Origin of the sequence: Pseudomonas sp. LD120 (assembly GCF_009861525.1) — a bacterium.
Lineage (GTDB): Bacteria > Pseudomonadota > Gammaproteobacteria > Pseudomonadales > Pseudomonadaceae > Aquipseudomonas.
On sequence record NZ_WVHL01000001.1, the window covers coordinates 292,926 to 316,682 of the forward strand.

The following is a 23,757-nucleotide window of genomic DNA, read 5'->3' on the forward strand; positions in this document are numbered from 1 at the left end:
GCATCCACTTGTGTCTTATACGTCCAGAGAACCCTGGTCGATGACCAGACCTGGGCCCATAGTGGTGCTCAGGGTAACGCGCTTGACGTAGATACCTTTCGAAGAAGCTGGCTTGATACGCTTCAGATCAGCGATCAGGGCTTCAACGTTTTCCTTCAGCTTGACGGCGTCGAAGCCGACCTTGCCAACGGAAGTGTGGATGATGCCGTTTTTGTCGGTGCGGTAACGAACCTGACCAGCCTTGGCGTTCTTGACTGCCGAAGCTACGTCTGGAGTAACGGTACCGACCTTCGGGTTAGGCATCAGGCCACGAGGACCCAGAACCTGACCCAACTGACCCACAACGCGCATTGCATCCGGAGAAGCAATAACCACGTCATAGTTCAGGTCGCCACCTTTCATTTCAGCAGCCAGATCATCCATACCTACGCGATCTGCACCGGCAGCCAGAGCAGCTTCAGCAGCTGGACCCTGGGTGAACACAGCTACACGTACAGTCTTACCAGTACCGTGTGGCAGCACAGTAGCGCTACGAACAACCTGGTCAGATTTACGTGGGTCTACGCCCAGATTCACAGCAACGTCCACGGACTCGCTGAACTTAACGGTCGACAGTTCGGTCAGGAGAGCGGCGGCTTCTACGAAGTTGTAGGCCTTGCCTGCTTCAATCTTGCCGGCGATAGCCTTTTGGCGCTTGGTCAGCTTAGCCATTACACACCCTCCACGTTAAGGCCCATGCTACGAGCAGAACCGGCGATAGTACGCACGGCTGCATCCATATCAGCTGCAGTCAGATCCGCGTTTTTAGTTTTCGCGATTTCTTCCAGCTGAGCACGGGTAACAGTGCCAACCTTAACGGTGTTAGGACGAGCGGAACCGCTGGTCAGACCAGCAGCTTTCTTCAGCAGAACCGAAGCAGGGGTGCTCTTAGTTTCGAAAGTGAAGCTGCGGTCACTGTAAACAGTGATGATCACAGGAGTCGGCAGACCCGGCTCAAGACCCTGAGTACGGGCATTGAAAGCCTTGCAGAACTCCATGATGTTCACGCCGTGTTGACCCAGCGCTGGACCAACGGGCGGGCTTGGGTTGGCCTGAGCGGCCTTAACTTGCAGCTTGATGTAAGCAGTAATCTTCTTAGCCATGAGGCACTCCAATTACGGGTTCAGACGCCTAGAGAGGCTCCCCGGTTACTTGCGCGTTTATCCCAGTGACGACAAAACCCCACAGCCTAAGGCTGCGGGGTATGGGATTCTCGTCCAGTTATGCCTTCTCGACCTGACTGAACTCTAGCTCTACCGGAGTAGAGCGACCAAAAATGAGCACTGCCACTTGGATCCGGCTCTTTTCGTAGTTAACTTCTTCGACCGTGCCGTTAAAGTCAGCGAATGGACCATCAGTAACGCGGACCACTTCGCCCGGCTCAAACAGGGTCTTAGGCTTGGGCTTGTCACTACCATCCGCGACACGACGCAGAATCGCTTCTGCCTCTTTATCGGTAATAGGAGCTGGCTTATCAGCAGTACCACCAATGAAACCCATGACACGAGGAGTATCCTTGACTAAGTGCCAGGTACCCTCATTCATGTCCATCTGAACCAGCACATAGCCCGGAAAGAATTTGCGCTCACTTTTGCGCTTCTGGCCGTTACGCATCTCAACCACTTCTTCAGTGGGGACCAGAATTTCGCCGAAGCCATCTTCCATGCCAGCCAGCTTCACACGCTCGATCAACGAACGCATTACATGCTTCTCGTAACCCGAGTAAGCATGCACAACGTACCAACGCTTAGCCACGGGACACCCTTAGCCAACAATCAAGGAAACAAGCCAACCGAGCAGGGAATCTAGCCCCCACAGCAGCAACGCCATAACCAAAACAACAGCCACAACAATCAACGTGGTCTGAGTGGTCTCTTGGCGAGTAGGCCATACGACTTTACGAATCTCAGTGCGTGCTTCCTTAACCAGCACGAAGAACGACTTACCTTTTGCAGTCTGCAAGCCAACAAAGGCAGCAACAGCAGCAATGGCAAGCAGCGCCAACACACGGTACAGGATCGGCGAGCCAGAGTAATACTGATTGCCAACAACCCCAACAATCACCAAAGCAACAACAACGAGCCACTTGAGTAGATCGAAGCGAGAGCCTTGAACTTCAGCCTTAGGAGTCATCTATGAAGATCCTGTGAAAAGAAAGCCAGACACATTGAGTGAATCTGGCAGGTCAGGAGGGAATCGAACCCCCAACCTACGGTTTTGGAGACCGTCGCTCTGCCAATTGAGCTACTGACCTAAAAACAAAATCAGGCCGACCATTATGTCGGCCCAATCGAGATATATCAAGAACTTATTCGATAACCTTAGCTACGACACCAGCGCCGACGGTACGACCGCCTTCACGAATAGCGAAACGCAGACCATCTTCCATCGCGATGGTTTTGATCAGAGTGACAGTCATCTGGATGTTGTCACCTGGCATTACCATTTCAACGCCTTCTGGCAGCTCGCAGTTACCAGTCACGTCAGTCGTACGGAAGTAGAACTGTGGACGGTAGCCCTTGAAGAACGGAGTATGACGGCCGCCTTCTTCTTTGCTCAGAACGTAAACTTCAGCGGTGAACTTGGTGTGCGGCTTAACGGTACCTGGCTTAACCAGAACCTGGCCACGCTCAACGTCGTCACGCTTGGTACCACGCAGCAGAACGCCGCAGTTCTCGCCAGCACGACCTTCGTCGAGCAGTTTGCGGAACATTTCAACGCCGGTGCAGGTAGTTTTCTGAGTATCGCGCAGACCAACGATCTCAACTTCTTCCTGGATGCGAACGATACCACGCTCAACACGACCAGTTACCACGGTGCCGCGACCGGAGATCGAGAATACGTCTTCGATCGGCATCAAGAATGGCTTGTCGATTGCACGCTCTGGCTCTGGGATGTAGCTGTCCAGAGTTTCTACCAGACGCTTAACAGCGGTGGTACCCATTTCGTTATCGTCTTGGCCGTTCAGAGCCATCAGAGCCGAACCGATGATGATTGGAGTGTCATCACCCGGGAAGTCGTAAGTGCTCAGCAGGTCGCGCACCTCCATCTCAACCAGTTCCAGCAGCTCAGCGTCGTCAACCATGTCAGCCTTGTTCAGAAAGACAACGATGTACGGAACGCCAACCTGGCGAGACAGCAGGATGTGCTCACGAGTTTGCGGCATCGGACCATCAGCAGCCGAGCAAACCAGGATCGCGCCGTCCATCTGGGCAGCACCAGTGATCATGTTTTTGACGTAGTCGGCGTGACCTGGGCAGTCAACGTGCGCGTAGTGACGAATGTGCGAATCGTACTCTACGTGAGCAGTGTTGATGGTGATACCACGAGCTTTCTCTTCTGGGGCGCTATCGATCTTATCGAAGTCGACCTTGGCCGAACCGAAAACCTCGGAGCAAACGCGAGTCAGAGCAGCAGTCAGAGTGGTCTTACCGTGGTCAACGTGACCGATAGTACCCACGTTAACGTGCGGCTTATTACGTTCGAACTTTTCCTTAGCCATCGAAATCACCCCTAGGAGAAGAATTAAGCAACTCACACAAGCCATTAAAACAAAGGCAGATATTTTCATATCTGCCTTGTTATATGGAGCTCTTGAGCGGATTTGAACCGCTGACCTCACCCTTACCAAGGGTGTGCTCTACCAACTGAGCTACAAGAGCAAAACACTTTGCAAAACCCACAAACTTGGAGCGGGTAGCGGGAATCGAACCCGCATCATCAGCTTGGAAGGCTGAGGTTCTACCACTAAACTATACCCGCGGAGCCTGCAGCTCTCGCTAAATCTGGTGGAGGGGGAAGGATTCGAACCTTCGAAGTCGTAGACGTCAGATTTACAGTCTGATCCCTTTGGCCGCTCGGGAACCCCTCCTAAGCGAGGCAGCATTCTATACCATGCCACCCTTCTGTCAAGCATTTTCTCAATAAAATCTTGAGGTTAGCTGCATTGACTTAGCTCAGCAACTCTAACCTCAAGAGGTCTTCGCTGCGGAGCGGGCGCCATTCTATGCAACCTAATCGACAGTTGCAACCCCCTCACAAGGCATTATTTTATGTTTTAACTCATTGAATTCCTTAACAAGGCTCAGCAACTGAGGATCATCCAATAGATGCTTGCTTTCAGGAGATACACGCAACCAAAAACCTGATGAACCAGGAGCATTCAAAGACTGCAATTTGAGCTCGACACCCAATTCACCGAGACGCCGCTCAAGTAGCTGAGCCGCCTCTCGACGCGCAAAGCCCCCCACATATAGACAACCCGCCTCCGCATCTGCCACACGACCCTTGTCGCGTCGCTCTACCGCGTCAGCAGACTCGCTCAGCAGTCGAATATCCTGCTGAGGACCCCGATAAAGCGAGAGCGGCATCACCTCTTTAGCCCGAAGCGGAGCCTCCTGCTGATGCCAGACGTAGTAAAAAACATTAAGTACCAATAACAGCAGAAACAACCAACGCATAAACACCTCACGACAGCGGACGCGCCACAGCCAATCCAATTAGCGCTGGCCAGAGCTCAAGAGTCGTCGCGCAACCTCAAGCTGAGCTCCCCACCGCTATATACCTTTTCCTCGGCCCCCACCTTAAGACGCAGCCCTCCCTGACGATCAATCCCCTGCACGACCCCATCGACCTGAGTTACGCCCGCTATCAGAGATACTGCGCGCCCTTGCCATAGATGGTTTTGCTCCCACTCATGCTGGATAGCTGAAAACCCATGCAATCGATGACGCTCCAGATAAGTAGCCAGAACCTCACCCAGGCGAGCAGCAAGCTGGTTGCGATCTACGATATTGCCAGACTCCAGCCTTACTGAAGTCCATTCCTGATCGACATCTTCAGAACTTTGCATGTTCACATTGACCCCAACACCAATGACGACATGACAGACGTCTGCAGGATCACCCACCAACTCAAGAAGTATTCCAGCAATCTTTTTCTGACCGACCAAAACATCATTTGGCCATTTCAACCCCGCACCCGGAACGCCACAGCCTCGAAGAGCATGCATCACAGCCAGGCCTACAACCAGACTGAGCCCCTCCAACTGCCGCATACCACCATCAACTCGCAACACAAGACTGTAGTAAATGTTTTCAGCGAAAGGACTGATCCATTTGCGACCGCGCCGACCGCGTCCCGCCGTTTGTCGCTCAGCGAGAATCAGGAAAGGAGCAATACATCCGCGCTCGATGGAGCGCAGCGCCTCGGCGTTTGTCGAGTCTAAAAAATCAAAAACCTGGACCGTCCAGGGAACATCGGAAGAAAGACGATGAATTTTCTCTGCGCTTAACAAGGTAATTGGGGAGGCCAGTCGGTAACCACGACCTCGCACCTTATGAATGTCGAGGCCCAACTCCGCCTCAAGAAGCTGCAATTGCTTCCATATAGCACTACGAGTAACACCCAACGCGCGCCCGAGGGCTTGCCCTGAGTGAAATTGCCCATCTTTAAGAAGCTCTAACAACGTCGACATGCAAGCTCCGCCTTACAATGAGGCTGGGATGATAGCCACGCCCAAAGCCATTGCATAGAAATCACCGCAGACAACGGGCTTCAGAGGGAAGTCTGAGCGCTGGTAGCCGTAGCCGGAGCGAAGAAACCAAGGCTATGAATGCTCTTGGATTTTTCCACGCCACAAAGACAAAACCCCAACTGCTTTCGCAATTGGGGTTTCGGAATTTAATCTTGACGATGACCTACTCTCACATGGGGAAACCCCACACTACCATCGGCGATGCATCGTTTCACTTCTGAGTTCGGGATGGGATCAGGTGGTTCCAACGCTCTATGGTCGTCAAGAAATTCGGTAGCCAGTCCGTTGCCTGTGCAACGTGCCAGCGAATGGGTATGTAATAGATTTGTGTGTTTGCAAACTTTCGGTTCGTTTCGTCTTCACACACCGCAACTCGCTTCTTAAGCAAATTGCTTGGGTGTTATATGGTCAAGCCTCACGGGCAATTAGTATTGGTTAGCTCAACGCCTCACAGCGCTTACACACCCAACCTATCAACGTCGTAGTCTTCGACGGCCCTTTAGGGGATTCAAGATCCCAGTGAGATCTCATCTTGAGGCAAGTTTCCCGCTTAGATGCTTTCAGCGGTTATCTTTTCCGAACATAGCTACCCGGCAATGCCACTGGCGTGACAACCGGAACACCAGAGGTTCGTCCACTCCGGTCCTCTCGTACTAGGAGCAGCCCCTCTCAAATCTCAAACGTCCACGGCAGATAGGGACCGAACTGTCTCACGACGTTCTAAACCCAGCTCGCGTACCACTTTAAATGGCGAACAGCCATACCCTTGGGACCGGCTTCAGCCCCAGGATGTGATGAGCCGACATCGAGGTGCCAAACACCGCCGTCGATATGAACTCTTGGGCGGTATCAGCCTGTTATCCCCGGAGTACCTTTTATCCGTTGAGCGATGGCCCTTCCATACAGAACCACCGGATCACTAAGACCTACTTTCGTACCTGCTCGACGTGTCTGTCTCGCAGTCAAGCGCGCTTTTGCCTTTATACTCTACGACCGATTTCCGACCGGTCTGAGCGCACCTTCGTACTCCTCCGTTACTCTTTAGGAGGAGACCGCCCCAGTCAAACTACCCACCATACACTGTCCTCGATCCGGATAACGGACCTGAGTTAGAACCTCAAAGTTGCCAGGGTGGTATTTCAAGGATGGCTCCACGCAAACTGGCGTTCACGCTTCAAAGCCTCCCACCTATCCTACACAAGCAAATTCAAAGTCCAGTGCAAAGCTATAGTAAAGGTTCACGGGGTCTTTCCGTCTAGCCGCGGATACACTGCATCTTCACAGCGATTTCAATTTCACTGAGTCTCGGGTGGAGACAGCGCCGCCATCGTTACGCCATTCGTGCAGGTCGGAACTTACCCGACAAGGAATTTCGCTACCTTAGGACCGTTATAGTTACGGCCGCCGTTTACCGGGGCTTCGATCAAGAGCTTCGCGTTAGCTAACCCCATCAATTAACCTTCCGGCACCGGGCAGGCGTCACACCCTATACGTCCACTTTCGTGTTTGCAGAGTGCTGTGTTTTTAATAAACAGTCGCAGCGGCCTGGTATCTTCGACCGGCATGAGCTTACGGAGCAAGTCCTTCACCCTCACCGGCGCACCTTCTCCCGAAGTTACGGTGCCATTTTGCCTAGTTCCTTCACCCGAGTTCTCTCAAGCGCCTTGGTATTCTCTACCCAACCACCTGTGTCGGTTTGGGGTACGGTTCCTAGTTATCTGAAGCTTAGAAGCTTTTCTTGGAAGCATGGCATCAACCACTTCGTCACCTAAAAGGTAACTCGTCATCAGCTCTCGGCCTTAGAATCCCGGATTTACCTAAGATTCCAGCCTACCACCTTAAACTTGGACAACCAACGCCAAGCTGGCCTAGCCTTCTCCGTCCCTCCATCGCAATAACTAGAAGTACAGGAATATTAACCTGTTTTCCATCGACTACGCTTTTCAGCCTCGCCTTAGGGACCGACTAACCCTGCGTCGATTAACGTTGCGCAGGAAACCTTGGTCTTTCGGCGTGGGTGTTTTTCACACCCATTGTCGTTACTCATGTCAGCATTCGCACTTCTGATACCTCCAGCAAGCTTCTCAACTCACCTTCACAGGCTTACAGAACGCTCCTCTACCGCATCACTTACGTGATACCCGTAGCTTCGGTGTATGGTTTGAGCCCCGTTACATCTTCCGCGCAGGCCGACTCGACTAGTGAGCTATTACGCTTTCTTTAAAGGGTGGCTGCTTCTAAGCCAACCTCCTAGCTGTCTAAGCCTTCCCACATCGTTTCCCACTTAACCATAACTTTGGGACCTTAGCTGACGGTCTGGGTTGTTTCCCTTTTCACGACGGACGTTAGCACCCGCCGTGTGTCTCCCATGCTCGGCACTTGTAGGTATTCGGAGTTTGCATCGGTTTGGTAAGTCGGGATGACCCCCTAGCCGAAACAGTGCTCTACCCCCTACAGTGATACATGAGGCGCTACCTAAATAGCTTTCGAGGAGAACCAGCTATCTCCGAGCTTGATTAGCCTTTCACTCCGATCCACAGGTCATCCGCTAACTTTTCAACGGTAGTCGGTTCGGTCCTCCAGTCAGTGTTACCTAACCTTCAACCTGCCCATGGATAGATCGCCCGGTTTCGGGTCTATTCCCAGCGACTAGACGCCCTATTAAGACTCGCTTTCGCTACGCCTCCCCTATTCGGTTAAGCTCGCCACTGAAAATAAGTCGCTGACCCATTATACAAAAGGTACGCAGTCACAGAACAAAGTCTGCTCCCACTGCTTGTACGCATACGGTTTCAGGATCTATTTCACTCCCCTCTCCGGGGTTCTTTTCGCCTTTCCCTCACGGTACTAGTTCACTATCGGTCAGTCAGTAGTATTTAGCCTTGGAGGATGGTCCCCCCATATTCAGACAAGGTTTCTCGTGCCCCGTCCTACTCGATTTCATGACTAAGAGATTTTCGCGTACAGGGCTATCACCCACTATGGCCGCACTTTCCAGAGCGTTCCGCTAATCTCAAAGCCACTTAAGGGCTAGTCCCCGTTCGCTCGCCACTACTAAGGGAATCTCGGTTGATTTCTTTTCCTCAGGGTACTTAGATGTTTCAGTTCCCCTGGTTCGCCTCTTGCACCTATGTATTCAGTACAAGATAACCATCTTATGATGGCTGGGTTCCCCCATTCAGAGATCTCCGGATCAAAGTCTGTTTGCCGACTCCCCGAAGCTTATCGCAGGCTACCACGTCTTTCATCGCCTCTGACTGCCAAGGCATCCACCGTATGCGCTTCTTCACTTGACCATATAACCCCAAGCAATCTGGTTATACTATGAAGACGACATTCGCCGAAAATTTGCAATTTAACTCACAAATTTTACCTTAGCCTGATCCGTTACCAGTGAAAGTAACGTTCAGTCTATCTTTCTATCACATACCCAAATTTTTAAAGAACGATCTAATCAAAAGACTAGAAATCAACATTCAAAGTGAATGCTCATTTCTAAGCTTTCAGAAGCAGTTTATGGTGGAGCCAAGCGGGATCGAACCGCTGACCTCCTGCGTGCAAGGCAGGCGCTCTCCCAGCTGAGCTATGGCCCCATAACAAAATTGGTGGGTCTGGGCAGATTCGAACTGCCGACCTCACCCTTATCAGGGGTGCGCTCTAACCAACTGAGCTACAGACCCAATTTCGAGCTTGTAACTGTTAGCTTGGAGCTATCAGCTTGGAGCTTAAAGCTGCTTCTATCGTCTTCTTCAATGAATCAAGCAATTCGTGTGGGAGCTTATGAAGCAGCTGATGTCGTCGATTAAGGAGGTGATCCAGCCGCAGGTTCCCCTACGGCTACCTTGTTACGACTTCACCCCAGTCATGAATCACACCGTGGTAACCGTCCTCCCGAAGGTTAGACTAGCTACTTCTGGTGCAACCCACTCCCATGGTGTGACGGGCGGTGTGTACAAGGCCCGGGAACGTATTCACCGCGACATTCTGATTCGCGATTACTAGCGATTCCGACTTCACGCAGTCGAGTTGCAGACTGCGATCCGGACTACGATCGGTTTTATGGGATTAGCTCCACCTCGCGGCTTGGCAACCCTCTGTACCGACCATTGTAGCACGTGTGTAGCCCAGGCCGTAAGGGCCATGATGACTTGACGTCATCCCCACCTTCCTCCGGTTTGTCACCGGCAGTCTCCTTAGAGTGCCCACCATAACGTGCTGGTAACTAAGGACAAGGGTTGCGCTCGTTACGGGACTTAACCCAACATCTCACGACACGAGCTGACGACAGCCATGCAGCACCTGTCTCAATGTTCCCGAAGGCACCAATCTATCTCTAGAAAGTTCATTGGATGTCAAGGCCTGGTAAGGTTCTTCGCGTTGCTTCGAATTAAACCACATGCTCCACCGCTTGTGCGGGCCCCCGTCAATTCATTTGAGTTTTAACCTTGCGGCCGTACTCCCCAGGCGGTCAACTTAATGCGTTAGCTGCGCCACTAAGAGCTCAAGGCTCCCAACGGCTAGTTGACATCGTTTACGGCGTGGACTACCAGGGTATCTAATCCTGTTTGCTCCCCACGCTTTCGCACCTCAGTGTCAGTATCAGTCCAGGTGGTCGCCTTCGCCACTGGTGTTCCTTCCTATATCTACGCATTTCACCGCTACACAGGAAATTCCACCACCCTCTACCATACTCTAGCTTGCCAGTTTTGGATGCAGTTCCCAGGTTGAGCCCGGGGCTTTCACATCCAACTTAACAAACCACCTACGCGCGCTTTACGCCCAGTAATTCCGATTAACGCTTGCACCCTCTGTATTACCGCGGCTGCTGGCACAGAGTTAGCCGGTGCTTATTCTGTCGGTAACGTCAAAACAATTACGTATTAGGTAACTGCCCTTCCTCCCAACTTAAAGTGCTTTACAATCCGAAGACCTTCTTCACACACGCGGCATGGCTGGATCAGGCTTTCGCCCATTGTCCAATATTCCCCACTGCTGCCTCCCGTAGGAGTCTGGACCGTGTCTCAGTTCCAGTGTGACTGATCATCCTCTCAGACCAGTTACGGATCGTCGCCTTGGTGAGCCATTACCTCACCAACTAGCTAATCCGACCTAGGCTCATCTGATAGCGTGAGGTCCGAAGATCCCCCACTTTCTCCCGTAGGACGTATGCGGTATTAGCGCCCGTTTCCGGACGTTATCCCCCACTACCAGGCAGATTCCTAGGCATTACTCACCCGTCCGCCGCTCGCCACCAGGTACAAGTACCCGTGCTGCCGCTCGACTTGCATGTGTTAGGCCTGCCGCCAGCGTTCAATCTGAGCCATGATCAAACTCTTCAGTTCAAACATCTTTGGGTTTTGAGAAAACCCTAAACTTGGCTCAGCAATCGTTGGTTACATCTTTGATTTCTCGCGGAGTAACTTGTGATGCTGATAATCTTTTTGACTATCAGTCTGACTCCACAAGCACCCACACGAATTGCTTGATTCAGTTGTTAAAGAGCGGTTGGTTAAGATCTTTCGTCTCAACCGAGGCGCGCATTCTACAGCAGCCTCACTTGCTGTCAAGTGATTTTTTTAAGAAGTTTTCAAAGTTTCCTTTTTAACTTCAACCACTTGCGCTTCCGATCTCTCGTTAGCGGGAGGCGAATTCTACAGCGTTACACGCTGCTGTCAACACCTCTTTTTAACCGCTTTCGACCGAGAGGATCGAATCGTTAACAAGGCGAAAACACACTGCCTTACTAACTGCTTCTGGCTTCGATGATCTGAAGCGTAACCGCTGCCGAAAACTGCGTAACTCGTTGAATCTCAAGGAGTTTTCCGTTTCGACTGCGCCGGAAGTGGGGCGAATTATAGACCTGTAGAATCTGCCGTCAACACTTATTTTTCAGATTTAAGCGAAATGCGCGCAAACGCCTTCTTCCCGGCCTGGCACACATGAGTCGCACCCACTGCATATATAAAGGTGCGATCAACAACCTCACCATCAACCCGCACACCACCAGAACCAAGAAGGTCGCGCGCCACAGCTGCATTTTTCACCAGCCCTGCTTTATTAAGGACAGCCGCAATCGGCATATCTTCAGCGGCGATCAGCTCGATTTCCGGCAGATCGTCCGGCAACTCGCCATCCTTCATACGGTTACCTGCAGCACGATGAGCATTTGCAGCAGCTTCCTCGCCATGGAAGCGCGCAACAATCTCTTCAGCCAGCTTAATCTTGATGTCACGCGGATTGGCACCCGCCTCTACATCAGCTCGGAATGCATTGATTTCATCCATCGAGCGGAAGCTGAGCAACTCAAAGTAACGCCACATCAACGCATCAGGAATCGATACCAGCTTGCCGTACATAACGCCCGGCGCTTCCTGAATGCCTACATAGTTGCCCAGTGACTTGGACATCTTCTTGACGCCATCCAAGCCCTCTAACAGCGGCATGGTCAGAATGCATTGAGCCTCCTGCCCATAACCGCGCTGTAGCTCACGCCCCATCAACAAGTTGAACTTCTGATCAGTACCGCCCAGTTCGACATCAGCATGCAGAGCGACCGAGTCATACCCCTGCACCAGCGGATACAGAAATTCATGAATGGCGATTGGCTGATTGGACGAATAGCGCTTATCAAAGTCATCGCGCTCTAACATGCGAGCAACGGTGTACTGAGAGGTCAGACGAATGAAGTCTGCAGGCCCCATTTTGTCCATCCAGGTGGAATTGAAAGCCACCTCAGTCTTGGCTGGATCAAGAATCTTGAAAACCTGGCTTTTATAGGTCTCCGCATTTTCTAGAACCTGTTCGCGAGTCAACGGCGGACGAGTGGCACTCTTACCACTAGGGTCTCCGATCATTCCGGTGAAGTCGCCGATCAGGAAGATGACCTGATGACCCAGATCCTGAAACTGACGCAGCTTATTAATAAGCACGGTATGCCCGAGGTGCAGATCCGGCGCCGTGGGATCGAAGCCCGCCTTGATGCGTAGCGGCTTGCCACGCTTGAGCTTTTCGATCAGTTCCGACTCGACCAACAACTCTTGTGCACCACGCTTGATCAGCGCTAGCTGCTCTTCAACCGACTTCATAACAGACCCGCAAGGCTCAGATTCAAAAGGGAACCAACCATACAAGAACACGGACTAATTACAAGTTTTACCCGGCGCACGGAGGCACTCATCGAACAGAGCGTCCGCGTGCTTGCGTCACAGATGATTTGGTTATATTTTATACAGTTATTTCATCGTCACCATGTCATTCATCTTTTCCACTTCATCTTTTCAAAGTCAAAATTACCTATGACCACCGAACCGTCTAAAGCGCCACCGCTTTATCCGAAGAGCCACCTGCTCGCCGCAAGCGGCATCGCAGCCCTTCTAAGCTTGGCCCTGCTGGTATTTCCATCCAGTGATGTAGAAGCCAAAAAAACCACCTTAAGCCTTGACCTTGAAAGCCCTGTCGAACAACTGAAGCAAGATCAAGACGCAGCATCTGCTGAACAAGCCACAAATGAGGCCGTCGTTTCACCTTTCGCACAGATCGATAACGCTACCGGAGGCGCAACCGCAAGCGCAGAATCTCAACCTGCGAAGGAGATTGCGCAAGAAAAGGAAGTGCCTGGTCACAAAGAAATCATAGTTGCCAAGGGCGACACCCTTTCCACGCTGTTCGAAAAGGTGGGCTTGCCGGCAGCCTCGCTTCATGAAGCGCTGACTAGCGATAAGCAAGCCAAACAGTTCTCGCAGCTCAAACACGGCCAGAAGCTTGAATTCGAGTTGACCCCAGACGGCCAGTTGAAGAGTCTGCACAGCAAAATCAGCGATCTTGAAACCATTACGCTGAGCAAAACCCCCAAAGGCTTTACGTTCAATCGGGTAATCACCAAGCCCGTTGTCCGCTCTGCCTACGTCCACGGGATCATTAACAGCTCGCTGTCGCAATCCGCTGCCCGCGCGGGACTGTCCCACAGCCTGACCATGGATATGGCCAATGTTTTTGGCTACGACATCGACTTCGCCCAGGATATTCGCCAGGGTGACGAGTTTGACGTGATCTACGAACAGAAAGTCGTCAACGACAAAGTGGTCGGTACCGGAAATATCCTTTCAGCACGCTTCACCAACCGTGGCAAGACTTACACCGCCGTGCGCTACACCAACAAACAAGGCTCCAGCAGCTACTACACCGCCGACGGCAACAGTATGCGCAAGGCATTCATTCGTACACCGGTGGACTTTGCCCGTATCAGCTCGCGCTTCTCCATGGGTCGCAAGCATCCGATTCTGAACAAAATCCGCGCCCACAAAGGCGTCGACTATGCCGCTCCACGGGGCACGCCGATCAAGGCTGCGGGAGATGGCAAGGTTCTGCTGGCCGGCCGCCGTGGTGGCTACGGCAACACCGTTATCATTCAACACGGCAATACTTACCGCACGCTGTATGGTCACATGCAGGGCTTTGCCAAAGGCATCAGGACCGGCGGCTCGGTGAAGCAAGGGCAGGTGATTGGCTATATCGGCACTACCGGCCTGTCTACCGGCCCGCATTTGCACTACGAGTTCCAGGTCAATGGCGTACACGTTGATCCATTGGGCCAGAAGCTGCCGATGGCAGACCCTATCGCCAAAGCCGAACGCGCTCGCTTCCTCCAGCAGAGTCAACCTCTGATGGCCCGGATGGATCAGGAAAAGGCCACAATGCTGGCTTCGAGTAAACGCTGAATCATGGCGCTCTATGTAGGGGTGATGTCCGGCACCAGTCTGGATGGCTTGGATATTGCCCTGATTGAGCAAAGCCCGGCGATCAAACTGGTCGCCAGCCACTACATTCCAATGCCTGACGCGCTGCGCGCCGAACTCTTGAGCTTGTGTGCCAGCGGCAACGACGAGATTGCCCGCTCCGCCATTGCCCAACAACACTGGGTCACACTGGCCGCGCAGGGTATCAACACCCTTCTGCAACAACGCCATCTAAAGGCTGAAGATATCCGCGCCATCGGTAGCCACGGACAAACCGTGCGCCATGAGCCAAACCGCGGATTCACAGTACAGATCGGCAACCCGGCATTACTGACCGAGCTCACCGGAATCACTGTGGTCAGCGACTTTCGCAGCCGCGATGTAGCGGCCGGCGGCCAAGGAGCGCCTCTGGTCCCAGCCTTTCACGAAGCACTGTTCGAGCAGCGCAGCGGAAACCGAGCCGTGTTGAACATTGGCGGCTTCAGCAATCTCAGCTTGATCGAGACCGACAAACCAGTGGCCGGCTTTGATTGCGGCCCGGGAAACGTTCTGCTGGATGCATGGATACAGATCCAGCGCGCAGAGTGTTTCGATCGAAACGGTCAATGGGCCGCTAGCGGCCAGCTTGACCAAGAGCTCTTGAAAGCCCTGCTCAACGACCCTTTCTTTGCCACCCAAGGCCCCAAGAGCACAGGGCGGGAAGTATTCAATCTTGAGTGGTTGCAGCGACATCTGGCGCAACATGAGCCTATTGCCGCAGAGAACGTACAAGCGACCCTGCTGGAACTGACAGCCCAGACCATAGTCCAGTCGCTGCAAGCCGCTCAATGCGACACCCAAGAGCTTCTGGTGTGTGGCGGTGGAGCCCACAACAACACGTTGATGAACCGGCTCGCGGCGTTACTGCCTTCAACCCGGGTCAACAGTACAGCGGTTTACAACGTTGATCCCGACTGGGTTGAGGCCATGGCGTTTGCCTGGCTGGCGCACTGTTGCCTGGAAGGCATCGCCGCCAATCGTCCCAGCGTTACCGGGGCTCGCGGTCTGCGCGTCTTGGGCGCCATCTACCCGGCTTGATTGCCAGACGACAAAACGCCGCAGAATCGCTAGACCCTGCGGCGCTCAACGACAAACCCCGCCTGAATGATCAGATCGAGAACGATGACCCACAACCACAGGTCGTGGTGGCGTTCGGGTTCTTGATCACAAAACGCGAACCTTCCAGACCTTCCTGATAGTCCACTTCAGCACCGGCCAGGTACTGGAAACTCATCGGGTCAACCACCAGACTAACGCCCTCGCGCTCGACGATGGTGTCATCTTCGGCCACTTCCTCATCGAAAGTGAAACCGTACTGAAACCCCGAACAACCGCCGCCCGTAACGAATACGCGCAGCTTCAAGCGATCATTGCCCTCTTCATCGACCAAGCTCTTCACCTTGTGCGCGGCACCTTGAGTGAATTGCAAAGCCATGGGGGTGAAGGATTCAACGCTCATGCTGACTATCTCCCGGCGCTAAGCCGCCATACTGCGTAATGACGCGCATTATCCGCTTCTCCCAGAAAATCGGTCAACTATTGTTACGGTATATCAATAGTCGAAGAGCAGCCCGTATAACGCAGAAAGGCCCGTCAACCGGGCCTTTCTATTCACTCGAAATCGTCTTACGGCAGCATGCCGGCGTGAGACAAGCCCAGACGCTCATCCAGACCAAACAGAATGTTGAGGTTCTGCACCGCTTGCCCGGAAGCGCCTTTGACCAGGTTGTCGATCACCGACAGCACCACCACCAAATCATCATCCTGTGGCCGATGCACCGCGATCCGACAGACGTTGGCGCCACGCACACTGCGCGTCTCTGGATGGCTGCCGGCGGGCATCACATCAACGAAAGGCTCATTGGCATAGCGTTTCTCGAACAGCGCTTGCAGATCAACCGACTTGTCCACAACCGTCGCATAGAGCGTCGAGTGAATACCGCGAATCATTGGTGTCAGGTGCGGCACAAAGGTCAACCCCACATCCTTGCCCGCCGCCCGGCGCAATCCCTGGCGGATCTCCGGCAAGTGACGGTGACCTTTGACCGCATAGGCCTTCATGCTCTCGGAGGTTTCCGCGTACAGGGAACCTACGCTCGCGCCACGACCCGCACCGCTGACACCGGACTTGCAGTCGGCGATCAGCCGCGAGGCATCAGCCACACCTGCTTCCAACAGCGGCAGAAAGCCCAATTGGGTAGCGGTTGGATAACAGCCAGGAACAGCGATCAAACGGGACGTCTTGATCAACTCGCGATTCACTTCCGGCAGACCATAAACCGCCTCGTCCAACAGCTCGGGAGCCCCATGGGGTTGGCCGTACCACTTGGCCCATTCATCGGCATCCTGTAGACGGAAGTCCGCCGACAGGTCAATGACCTTGGTGCCCGCCGCCAGCAACTCACCAGCCAGCGCATGGGCAACGCCGTGGGGCGTGGCGAAGAACACCACATCACAGGCGCCAAGGGTCTTGATGTCGGGAACGCTGAAAGCCAAACCGTCATAGTGACCACGCAGGTTCGGGTACATATCGGCTACGGCAAGGCCAGCCTCGGATCGAGAGGTAATGACGTCTACACGCGCTTGCGGATGCTGTGCCAACAGACGCAGCAGTTCGACACCGGTGTAACCCGTGCCGCCGACGATACCGACCTTGACCATAAACCTGCCCTCAACGAACCCACTGGAAAGCTGCCGATGATAGGGGCGGTGCGCCCCTGCGACAACCGTCAAGGTGACGTGCGGACGCTCTACCCTCTACTATCGTCGCCACCGTGAACCTGGGAATAACTAAAATGCTCTATCTATGGCTCAAAGCCTTTCACATCGTCAGCGTGGTCTGCTGGTTTGCCGGCCTGTTCTATCTGCCAAGACTGTTCGTCTATCACGCGCAAAGCGAAGACAGCGTCAGCCGTGAACGCTTCAGTGTGATGGAGCGCAAGCTCTACCGCGGCATCATGGGACCGTCGATGATCGCCACGCTGATCTTCGGTATCTGGTTGATCAGTCTCAACCCCAGCGCCTATTTCGGCCAGGGCGGCTGGATGCACGCCAAACTCACCCTGGTGGTGATTCTGATCGGCTACCACCATATGTGTGGTGCCCAATTGAAGCGTTTCGCCCGTGGCGAAAACACCCGTAGTCATGTGTTTTATCGCTGGTTCAACGAAGTGCCGGTTCTAATTTTGCTGGCTATCGTAATTTTGGTCGTTGTACGGCCGTTCTAACTGTTATTAATCGCGTCCCTGGGGGTACTCCAATGTCACTGCCCGCAATGCTCGAACAACGCTTGCGCCTGCCCGTGGTGGCAGCGCCGATGTTCCTGATCTCCAACCCCGACCTGGTCCTCGCTTGCTGCCGTAATGGCGTGGTCGGCAGCTTTCCCGCACTCAACCAGCGCGAGAGCAGTGGTTTTAAGGCCTGGCTCGAGGAGATTGAGACAGGACTGGCGACGCTGGAGAACCCCGCCCCCTATGCAGTGAACCTGATCGTGCACAACAGCAACCCGCGGCTGCAGGCGGACTTGCAGATCTGCATCGAACATAAGGTCCCGGTCATCATCACCAGTCTGGGAGCGGTCAAAGAAGTCGTGGATGCCGTGCACAGCTACGGCGGGTTGGTATTTCACGACGTGACCACCCGCCGACATGCAGAAAAGGCAGCGCAAGCGGGTGTCGACGGACTGATTGCCGTTGCGGCGGGAGCAGGCGGCCACGCCGGAACCTGGAGCCCCTTCGCCCTGATCGCCGAGATTCGCCAGTTCTTCGACAAGACCCTACTGCTGGCCGGCTGCCTGAACCACGGTCACGAGATACTCGCAGCACAGTTGCTGGGTGTAGACCTGGCGTATCTGGGCACGCGCTTCATCGGCACCACCGAAAGCCATGCCCCAGACGCCTACAAGCAAATGCTGCTCAGCTCTCAGGCAGCAGACATCGTGCACACCGCTGCGGTATCCGGGGTGCCCGCCAGCTTCATGCGTCAAAGCCTGGAAAACGCCGGCTTCGACATGGACGCGCTGCAAGGCAAGGGTGAAATCAACTTTGGCGCCAAGCTCAAGCCCATCAGTGACGAGGCCAAGGCCTGGAAGACCGTCTGGTCCGCCGGCCAAGGCGTGGGGGAAATCCATGACCTGCCTAGCACCGATCAACTGATCGCGCGCCTGGACAGGGAGTATCGCGCGGCCCAGGAATGTGCGGCCCAGCTCCCCAAGCACTGGCCACGATAATCCGTTCTCATAGTTTCTTGGCCAGTCAGGGGGCGCTGGCCTTAAACTGTGCGCCTTTTATGTAAGCCTTCATTGCACATGACAGGGAAGCCCCCATGAGTGAAACTCGCTACAAGATTGTTTTCGACGGCACCTTACTACCCGGTGTGGAGAAGTCCACCGCACAGCTGAACCTCGCCGAGCTGTTTAAAAGTGACACCGCTGCGGTTGAGCGCTTGTTCAGTGGGCAACCCGTGGAACTCAAGCGTGACCTGAGCCAAGCGGATGCCCAACGGTATCTGCAAGCACTGACAAATGCGGGAATCGATGCACGAGTCGAGCCTGAGCACACGCTGGAGCTGAGCCTGGACAAAGTGACTCCTGCGCCACGCCCGGCGAGCACCAGCGAATCTCCCTATGCGCCTCCCCAAGCCACAGTCGGCGAGGCCATTCCACAGTACTCCACCTTGAACGTCTTCAGCTTCGACGGCCGTATCGGACGCCTGCGCTATCTGGCCTGGACCCTGGTCTTGACCGTGGTCATGCTGGCCGTGGTGGCCATAGGCACCTTCTTCGGCATTCTTACAGCTGCGGTGCTCAACTCCTCCCTCCTGACAATCATGGGCATCATCGCCGGCGTTGTCGTCTTCATCGGCTTCATTGTGGTCAGCATTCAGATCAGCGTGCAGCGCCTGCATGACCTGGGCTGGTCCGGCTGGTTGTGGTTGCTGAACTTTGTCCCTCTCGTCGGCAGCATCTTTCCGCTGGTTCTCATGGTCAGCCCCGGCACTAACGTCGCCAACCGATACGGCGCACCTCCACCGCCTAACACCAAGGCGGTCAAGGTCCTGTCCTGGATGTGGGTGGTGCTGATCGCCCTGCTCATCGTCGCCATGGTGGCTGGCGGCCTGAGTTCCCTGGAGGACCGCTACAGCGAAACCAGCTACAGCGAAAGCTATGACTCCAGCTACAGCGACGAAGACGCTGAACCCGCTGACGCCGCCGAAGCCGCAGCGCCCGCTGTAGAATCCGAGCAAGAATAAAACGCACCGCCGCCTGCGACTCTCCCTGTCGCAGGCCACAGGCCGTTGCGATGGAGAAATGCATGACCCGTTACGCTCTGATCACCGGTGCTTCCAGCGGCATAGGTCTAGCCCTTGCCGAAGCACTGGCCAGGCGCGGCCGCAACCTGCTGCTGGTGGCCCGCCAACGTGATCAGCTTGAAAGCATTGCTCTGGAGCTGACTCAGCGTTTCGGGGTTGAGGTATTGTTCCGGGCCTGCGACCTGGGGGAACCCTTGCGACTGTCCGGCTTCCTCCTGGAACTGGAGGAAGGCGACCGGCAAATCGATCTACTGGTCAATTGCGCAGGCATCGGTACGTGCGGTCCCTTTCTCGCCCAGGACTGGATGACCGAGCAAGATCTGATCGAGGTCAACGTCCTCGCTCTTACCCGCCTGTGCCATGCCCTGGGCAACAGCATGGCGTTGCTGGGCGGCGGGCAAATCCTCAACGTCGCTTCGGTAGCCGCATTTTATCCCGGTCCCTGGATGAGCACTTACTACGCCAGCAAAGCCTACGTCCTGCACTTTTCCGAGGGGCTGCGTGAAGAGCTGAAAAAGTGCGCCATCAAGGTCTCGGTACTCTGTCCTGGACCAACCCGAACCGCCTTCTTTCACACGGCACAGATGAACGCCGAGAAGCTTAATGCCAGCAACTTGCCCATGAGCCCCGAAGAAGTCGCTCTGTACACCGTCCGTGCGCTGGAAAAGAACCGCGCCATCATCATCCCCGGCCGTCTGAACCGCTGGATGGCCTTCAGCAGCCGCCTGGGTGCTCGTTGGCTGACCCGCAAGATCGCCGGTTACCTCAATCGAGCGTATTGCCCACGTTAAGCATCCTCTCGGGGCTGGGCGCACATCGTGAGCCTGAGTACACTCAGCCCGGACCAACCCTATGGAGAAACAGCTGTGGATACTCTGTTCACCAAGATCATCAACAGAGAAATACCCGCAAAAATCATCTACGAGGACGACCAGGTGCTGGCCTTCCACGATATTGCCCCGCAAGCGCCGGTGCATTTTCTGGTGATCCCGAAAAAACCCATTCGCACCCTCAACGACCTGACCGAGGACGACAAAGCCCTGGCCGGACACATTCTGTTCACTGCCCAGCGCCTGGCCAAGGAACAAGGCTGTGAAGACGGCTTCCGGGTTGTGATGAACTGCAATGAGCTGGGCGGACAGACCGTCTATCACATTCATATGCACGTGCTGGGTCAGCGTCAGATGAACTGGCCTCCGGGCTGACGGCTCTAGCAGGCCCCTTTGCCGCGCCCTCTCGTCCTGTTGCAGACGAGGGCGCGCTGATCCAGCGCAGGTTTCACCCCATCGATTGGAGTAAACTGGCCGCCGTGATTCTTCCCGGAGATAAGCATGACTACTCAACGTCACTACTCGCCGATTGACCGCCTGCTACTACAGGCCGATATGGCCATGCGTACGCTGCTGCCTTTCAGCGGCCAACCCTATCGCCCGTCGCCGGCCATCGTGCAGCCGGACGCGCAGATGAGTGACGAGGATACCCGCCACGTCGCGGGACTGATGCGCATCAACCACACCGGGGAAGTCTGTGCCCAGGCGCTCTACCAGGGGCAGGCCCTGACCGCCAAGCTGCCTCAGGTGCGTCAGGCCATGGAACATGCCGCCGAAGAAGAGATCGACCATTTGGCCTGGTGCGAACAGCGCATCCGCCAGTTGGGCAGCCACCCCAGCGTCCTCAACCCGTTGTTCTATGGTTTGTCATTCGGCATTGGTGCCGCCGCAGGCCTGATCAGTGACAAAGTCAGCCTGGGCTTTGTCGCTGCCACCGAAGATCAAGTGTGCAAGCATCTGAACGAGCACCTCGGCCAGTTACCGGCTGAAGATGAAAAGTCCCGGGCGATTCTCGAGCAGATGCGCGTCGACGAAGAACACCACGCTGAAACCGCCCTTGAAGCGGGTGGTTTCCGCTTTCCGGCACCGGTGAAGTTCGGCATGAGCCTGCTGGCCAAGGTCATGACCAAGAGCACTTACCGGATCTGAATGCCCGTCAGGCGATGGGCTACAAAAAGGGCGCTCTCAGAGCGCCCTTTCATTTGCCGATACACTCAGCGCGGTTCAACCCAGCTCGACGATTTCATAGTCGTGAGTAATGGCCACGCCAGCGGCGCCGAGCATGATCGAAGCCGAGCAGTATTTCTCTGCGGACAGCTCGATGGCTCGCTTGACCTGAGCCTCTTTCAGACCACGCCCCTTGACCACGAAGTGCATGTGAATCTTGGTGAAGACCTTCGGGTCTTCGCTGGCGCGTTCGGCGTCGAGGAAGGCTTCGCAGCTTTCAACGGCTTGGCGTGATTTCTTGAGGATGCTGACCACGTCGAAGTTGCTGCAGCCGCCTACGCCAAGCAGGAGCATTTCCATGGGGCGAACACCCAGGTTACGGCCACCGGCTTCTGGCGGACCATCCATCACTACTACATGGCCGCTGCCCGACTCACCGAGGAACATGGCTTCGCCAGCCCATTGGATGCGTGCCTTCATCGCCAAGACTCCACTGCTAAAAAAGGGTCGCCAGCTTAGCACAGGGTTTTACACACAGCGCTTTGCCCCTTCATCCCTAAACAAGAGCTGACCAGAAAAATCCTAAATCCGACAAGGATGTGTCTGTTAAGCTGACGCCAAATGAATGGCGCATTGCCAGCGTCGAACATCGGTTTGTTTCACCCTATAAAACCCATTCATACCGTGCAGGCTCTTCGGGATACAACGATGGTTGCTATTGCCCCCACCCCCAAGATCAAAAACCTCGACAAGTTGCTGATGCACTGTCAACGCCGTCGCTACCAGGCCAAGAGCAACATCATCTGTGCCGGTGATGCGTCCGACAGCCTGTATTTCATTATCAAGGGCTCGGTCACCATCCTTATCGAGGATGACGACGGCCGGGAGATGATCATTGCTTACCTCAACGCCGGGGACTTTTTCGGCGAACTGGGACTGTTCGAGGAAGCGGGACACGAACAGCAGCGCAGTGCTTGGGTGCGGACCAAGGTCGAATGCGAGGTCGCCGAAATCAGCTACGCCAAGTTCCGCGAGCTGTCGCAGCACGACCCTGACATTCTGTATGTACTCAGCGGGCAGATTGCCCAACGCCTGCGCAATACCACACGCAAGGTCGGCGACCTGGCCTTTTTTGACGTAACAGGACGGGTTGCCCGCTGCCTGCTGGAATTGTGCAAGCAGCCGGACGCCATGACTCATCCGGACGGCATGCAGATCAAGATCACTCGCCAGGAGATAGGCCGGATTGTCGGCTGTTCTCGGGAAATGGTTGGCCGGGTCCTCAAGGACCTTGAGGAGCGCAACCTGGTTCACGTCAAAGGCAAGACCATGGTGGTGTTCGGCACCCGCTAGCCCGGCAAAAACGCCGTGAGCATTTTCCGGTACAACTGGTCCAGGCGTGTCATGGCATCAGGCGCCGCAAAGGCTTCATGCAAGGCAATATGGCTTTCTGCACGGCATCGCTGCTCCAGGCCGCAAACCTGATTGAAGGTATTGACCGCGCCCACCATGGACTCGCGCTCGTTATCCAGCAACAGAGCACCATGCACCAGTCCGACCGGCCGCTGCCCGCCCTTGCTCTGTCGCCAGCGCTGGGCCGTGCCCACCATTTTCCGGCCGTCCAGATTGACGTTGAAACGCCCGTCACAGAACGCCCCGCCCACCTCCCCCAACGACGGATTGCCCCCCAATTCGCTAAGCAGATCACAAATCGGTTGGCATAGACGCCGATAAGCCGTCTCGATCCGGCCCTGATCACCCTCACTGCGCGGCGGTGCATAGACCAGCGCGATATTCACCGTAGCAGCCGACTGCGGCACCGGCTCACCACCGGTTTCTCGCAACAACACCGGCCAACCGCCGGCCGCCGACGCCACGCAAGCCTGTTCGAAATCCGGCAGACGACTCAGGCGTCGAGGCATCACCAACGCCCGGTCACTGGGCTGCCAGAACAGCAGGCCAAACTCGTGTTCGCCGGTACACACCTGCGCCAGCAGATCCTGCTCGGCCTGCAAGCCTGCTTCGACAGTCAAGGCAAGGGGTTGGGTCATGGCAGTGGAAATCCTTGGCATTGGAGATGAAAAAGCCGGCATTGCCGGCT

The 23,757-nt window shown here is 54.9% G+C and carries 21 protein-coding genes, 6 tRNA genes and 3 rRNA genes; 9 read left to right on the forward strand and 21 right to left on the reverse strand.

Annotated elements, in window-relative coordinates:
* Positions 1-15 precede the first annotated feature (15 nt).
* The 17 genes from rplA to tyrS all read right to left on the reverse strand — a co-directional run bounded on the left by rplA (position 16) and on the right by tyrS (position 12,660).
* Entirely contained in the window at positions 16-711 is a 696-nt protein-coding gene (gene rplA, locus PLD_RS01430; protein ID WP_011063782.1) for a 50S ribosomal protein L1, read from the reverse strand.
* Positions 711-1,142 (reverse strand): 50S ribosomal protein L11, encoded by a 432-nt coding sequence (rplK, locus tag PLD_RS01435; RefSeq protein ID WP_003176435.1) that lies wholly within the window; start codon positions 1,140-1,142, stop codon positions 711-713. The genes rplA and rplK overlap by 1 nt, the downstream gene beginning before the upstream one ends.
* A 118-nt stretch (positions 1,143-1,260) precedes the next feature.
* Positions 1,261-1,794 (reverse strand): transcription termination/antitermination protein NusG, encoded by a 534-nt coding sequence (gene nusG / locus PLD_RS01440; RefSeq protein ID WP_002555501.1) that lies wholly within the window; start codon positions 1,792-1,794, stop codon positions 1,261-1,263.
* Positions 1,795-1,803: 9 nt separating this feature from the next.
* The gene (gene secE, locus PLD_RS01445) at positions 1,804-2,172 is read right to left on the reverse strand and encodes a preprotein translocase subunit SecE (protein ID WP_159889140.1); all 369 of its coding nucleotides are present in this window, start codon (positions 2,170-2,172) and stop codon (positions 1,804-1,806) included.
* Between the two features lie 45 nt (positions 2,173-2,217).
* Positions 2,218-2,293, reverse strand: a tRNA-Trp gene (locus tag PLD_RS01450).
* Between the two features lie 54 nt (positions 2,294-2,347).
* Positions 2,348-3,541: an elongation factor Tu gene (tuf, locus tag PLD_RS01455; RefSeq protein ID WP_159889133.1), complete on the reverse strand. Its 1,194-nt coding sequence runs from the start codon at positions 3,539-3,541 to the stop codon at positions 2,348-2,350.
* Positions 3,542-3,625: 84 nt separating this feature from the next.
* Positions 3,626-3,701 (reverse strand) — tRNA-Thr (locus PLD_RS01460).
* Between the two features lie 26 nt (positions 3,702-3,727).
* Positions 3,728-3,801, reverse strand: a tRNA-Gly gene (locus tag PLD_RS01465).
* A 24-nt stretch (positions 3,802-3,825) separates the two neighbouring features.
* Positions 3,826-3,910, reverse strand: a tRNA-Tyr gene (locus tag PLD_RS01470).
* A 142-nt stretch (positions 3,911-4,052) separates the two neighbouring features.
* Complete coding sequence (locus PLD_RS01475) at positions 4,053-4,499, reverse strand: hypothetical protein (protein ID WP_159889142.1); 447 nt, start codon at positions 4,497-4,499, stop codon at positions 4,053-4,055.
* Between the two features lie 56 nt (positions 4,500-4,555).
* Positions 4,556-5,515: a bifunctional biotin--[acetyl-CoA-carboxylase] ligase/biotin operon repressor BirA gene (birA, locus tag PLD_RS01480; protein WP_159889144.1), complete on the reverse strand. Its 960-nt coding sequence runs from the start codon at positions 5,513-5,515 to the stop codon at positions 4,556-4,558.
* Between the two features lie 210 nt (positions 5,516-5,725).
* Positions 5,726-5,841, reverse strand: a 5S ribosomal RNA gene (gene rrf, locus PLD_RS01485).
* 138 nt (positions 5,842-5,979) lie between these two features.
* Positions 5,980-8,871, reverse strand: a 23S ribosomal RNA gene (locus PLD_RS01490).
* A 221-nt stretch (positions 8,872-9,092) separates the two neighbouring features.
* A tRNA-Ala gene (locus tag PLD_RS01495) sits at positions 9,093-9,168 on the reverse strand.
* A 10-nt stretch (positions 9,169-9,178) separates the two neighbouring features.
* Positions 9,179-9,255, reverse strand: a tRNA-Ile gene (locus tag PLD_RS01500).
* A 123-nt stretch (positions 9,256-9,378) separates the two neighbouring features.
* Positions 9,379-10,917: ribosomal RNA gene (locus PLD_RS01505) — 16S ribosomal RNA — on the reverse strand.
* Together the 16S, 23S and 5S rRNA genes with 2 tRNA genes alongside form the textbook arrangement of a ribosomal RNA operon.
* 540 nt (positions 10,918-11,457) lie before the next feature.
* Positions 11,458-12,660 carry a tyrosine--tRNA ligase gene (gene tyrS, locus PLD_RS01515; protein WP_159889146.1) on the reverse strand — a complete coding sequence of 401 codons (1,203 nt, stop codon included), beginning with the start codon at positions 12,658-12,660 and terminating at the stop codon, positions 11,458-11,460.
* 210 nt (positions 12,661-12,870) lie between these two features.
* On the opposite strand from tyrS, the gene PLD_RS01525 reads away from it, so the two are divergent.
* Complete coding sequence (locus tag PLD_RS01525; protein ID WP_159889148.1) at positions 12,871-14,292, forward strand: peptidoglycan DD-metalloendopeptidase family protein; 1,422 nt, start codon at positions 12,871-12,873, stop codon at positions 14,290-14,292.
* A 3-nt stretch (positions 14,293-14,295) separates the two neighbouring features.
* Positions 14,296-15,387, forward strand: coding sequence for an anhydro-N-acetylmuramic acid kinase (locus PLD_RS01530; RefSeq protein ID WP_159889150.1), 1,092 nt, complete (start codon positions 14,296-14,298; stop codon positions 15,385-15,387).
* Between the two features lie 70 nt (positions 15,388-15,457).
* On the opposite strand, the gene erpA is transcribed toward PLD_RS01530, so the two are convergent.
* Positions 15,458-15,808 carry an iron-sulfur cluster insertion protein ErpA gene (erpA, locus tag PLD_RS01535; protein ID WP_159889152.1) on the reverse strand — a complete coding sequence of 117 codons (351 nt, stop codon included), beginning with the start codon at positions 15,806-15,808 and terminating at the stop codon, positions 15,458-15,460.
* Positions 15,809-15,975: 167 nt separating this feature from the next.
* Positions 15,976-17,010 (reverse strand): N-acetyl-gamma-glutamyl-phosphate reductase, encoded by a 1,035-nt coding sequence (argC, locus tag PLD_RS01540; protein WP_159889154.1) that lies wholly within the window; start codon positions 17,008-17,010, stop codon positions 15,976-15,978.
* Between the two features lie 134 nt (positions 17,011-17,144).
* Here argC and hemJ point away from each other — a divergent pair, with 134 nt between their 5' ends.
* The 6 genes from hemJ (at position 17,145) to coq7 (ending at position 21,638) form a co-directional block, all read left to right on the forward strand.
* Positions 17,145-17,576 carry a protoporphyrinogen oxidase HemJ gene (hemJ, locus tag PLD_RS01545; RefSeq protein ID WP_159889156.1) on the forward strand — a complete coding sequence of 144 codons (432 nt, stop codon included), beginning with the start codon at positions 17,145-17,147 and terminating at the stop codon, positions 17,574-17,576.
* A 32-nt stretch (positions 17,577-17,608) separates the two neighbouring features.
* A complete protein-coding gene (locus PLD_RS01550; RefSeq protein WP_159889158.1) occupies positions 17,609-18,577 on the forward strand; it encodes a nitronate monooxygenase family protein in 969 nt (322 codons plus the stop codon).
* 95 nt (positions 18,578-18,672) lie between these two features.
* On the forward strand, positions 18,673-19,599 hold the full coding sequence (locus PLD_RS01555; RefSeq protein WP_159889160.1) for a DUF805 domain-containing protein: 927 nt from the start codon (positions 18,673-18,675) through the stop codon (positions 19,597-19,599).
* A 62-nt stretch (positions 19,600-19,661) separates the two neighbouring features.
* A complete protein-coding gene (locus PLD_RS01560) occupies positions 19,662-20,450 on the forward strand; it encodes an SDR family oxidoreductase (RefSeq protein WP_159889162.1) in 789 nt (262 codons plus the stop codon).
* A 75-nt stretch (positions 20,451-20,525) separates the two neighbouring features.
* Entirely contained in the window at positions 20,526-20,864 is a 339-nt protein-coding gene (locus PLD_RS01565; RefSeq protein ID WP_016963742.1) for a histidine triad nucleotide-binding protein, read from the forward strand.
* A 126-nt stretch (positions 20,865-20,990) separates the two neighbouring features.
* A complete protein-coding gene (coq7, locus tag PLD_RS01570) occupies positions 20,991-21,638 on the forward strand; it encodes a 2-polyprenyl-3-methyl-6-methoxy-1,4-benzoquinone monooxygenase (RefSeq protein ID WP_159889164.1) in 648 nt (215 codons plus the stop codon).
* Positions 21,639-21,713: 75 nt separating this feature from the next.
* On the opposite strand, the gene PLD_RS01575 is transcribed toward coq7, so the two are convergent.
* Positions 21,714-22,136, reverse strand: coding sequence for an OsmC family protein (locus tag PLD_RS01575; protein WP_034101039.1), 423 nt, complete (start codon positions 22,134-22,136; stop codon positions 21,714-21,716).
* A 228-nt stretch (positions 22,137-22,364) separates the two neighbouring features.
* On the opposite strand from PLD_RS01575, the gene crp reads away from it, so the two are divergent.
* On the forward strand, positions 22,365-23,009 hold the full coding sequence (crp, locus tag PLD_RS01580) for a cAMP-activated global transcriptional regulator CRP (protein WP_159889166.1): 645 nt from the start codon (positions 22,365-22,367) through the stop codon (positions 23,007-23,009).
* Here the strand turns inward: crp and PLD_RS01585 are convergent.
* Positions 23,006-23,707 carry a lipoate--protein ligase family protein gene (locus PLD_RS01585; RefSeq protein ID WP_159889168.1) on the reverse strand — a complete coding sequence of 234 codons (702 nt, stop codon included), beginning with the start codon at positions 23,705-23,707 and terminating at the stop codon, positions 23,006-23,008. The genes crp and PLD_RS01585 overlap by 4 nt on opposite strands.
* Positions 23,708-23,757: the final 50 nt, after the last annotated feature.